Genomic DNA, 1,305 nt, shown 5'->3' with positions numbered 1-1,305 from the left:
AAGGTTTTACGACATTGATAGGTGCTTGGCAGCAACATAGGAATCTCACCTCCGCCTCTTATTCCAGACGAGCCGGCTTAAACTATTGAAGTATCATTATCACTACTTGCTTCATTGAACAGGTTGCCAAATCTGTTTTTATGTATTCTTATTTATCGCTCGCTTTCTTGTTTCCTTGATTTACTCAGTATTCATTAAACCGAAATTATTCTCAGCAGAAAGGTCATGGCGTAAGTCATAATCCTCCACAAGTAGATAAAGTCCTACCTTGGTCTATTCAGTTGTCAAGGAACAATTGCCTATTGGCTTTCAGAGAGATTTTCTTTTAAGTAATTCTTGAAAATAATTCTTCAATTAAATTAAGAGGACAGATCTCCCTTCAATTTATAAAGGAAAATCTGCCCCCATCTACAAGGCGTTTACTTTATGAATTCTTTTAAAAGCACCTTTAGCTTTTTAAGAATATTGTTTTTTCGCCATTGTATAGCTTGATAGCTCACTTTCTTACCTCTCGCTATGCTTGATAGCGTTTCATCATTGAAATATAATCGCTCTATGATGTCCCTTTCCTCATCGTTTAGTTTTGATATAGCATTTCTGACTGCCTCAATCATCATCTGTGTTTCAACAATCTTTTCTACATCAACGCTTTCATCAGCGATGTTATCTATAAAATGTCCATCATGATCCAAAGAGGAAAAGAAAAGCAGGTGGTTTTTTCTGTCCACCTGCTCTAAATACTTCTCGTGTTCTCGTTCTCGCCAGTAGACTTTATAAATATCTTCACTGACTTTTATCTTTTGCCCTCTAACATAAAGGTAATACTCTTTTGCCATAAGGTTTCCTCCATTTCTTTTTTGTCTATTTGTTTTTCAGACAAAAAAGGAGGACTCCTGCATCTTGGCATAAGAAGTCCTCTGAAATGAAAGAAATCCGTTCTTTCTTTTACTATATTTAATTGTTTAGACGAGTATATGGAAAGACAAGCAACTGTAAATTTTATAAGAAAAAGGAAGGATTTTGTTTTGAGTTATAACTTCAAAAAAATATACAGCCTCTATCATATCCCGTCCCTCCATTTTACAGCTAACTATTCCTCATAAATTAAGCCCTTCTACTATTTCAGGTATCCACGCACATAATAAAAAATCTTATGCTTGTACTTTTTCTTTGCTCATCTTATTTAGTTCTCCAAGCATCATGAAGATTCCAACAACAATCATAATAAAATCAACAAGGGGCTGTGTGAACCAAACAGCTTTTACTCCAAATACCATTGGCAAAAGAATCATTGAAGGGACAAAC

General features: G+C 34.9%; 1 protein-coding gene and 1 pseudogene. Both read right to left on the bottom strand.

Annotated elements, in window-relative coordinates:
• Positions 1-419: 419 nt before the first annotated feature.
• A complete protein-coding gene (locus HMPREF1253_RS01480) occupies positions 420-836 on the bottom strand; it encodes a sigma factor-like helix-turn-helix DNA-binding protein (RefSeq protein WP_023054985.1) in 417 nt (138 codons plus the stop codon).
• Positions 837-1,151: 315 nt separating this feature from the next.
• Positions 1,152-1,305: pseudogene (locus HMPREF1253_RS09800) on the bottom strand (MATE family efflux transporter); the annotation flags it as partial.

Origin of the sequence: Peptoniphilus sp. BV3C26, from assembly GCF_000478985.1 — a bacterium.
GTDB lineage: Bacteria > Bacillota > Clostridia > Tissierellales > Peptoniphilaceae > Peptoniphilus_B > Peptoniphilus_B koenoeneniae.
Note: the sequence above shows the minus strand (reverse complement) of the source record. Positions and strands in the feature narration are given on the sequence as shown.

Excerpts from the sequence above, each read along its gene's own strand:
- HMPREF1253_RS01480 (WP_023054985.1), bottom strand. The coding sequence starts at position 836 with ATGGCAAAAGAGTATTACCTTTATGTTAGAGGGCAAAAGATAAAAGTC.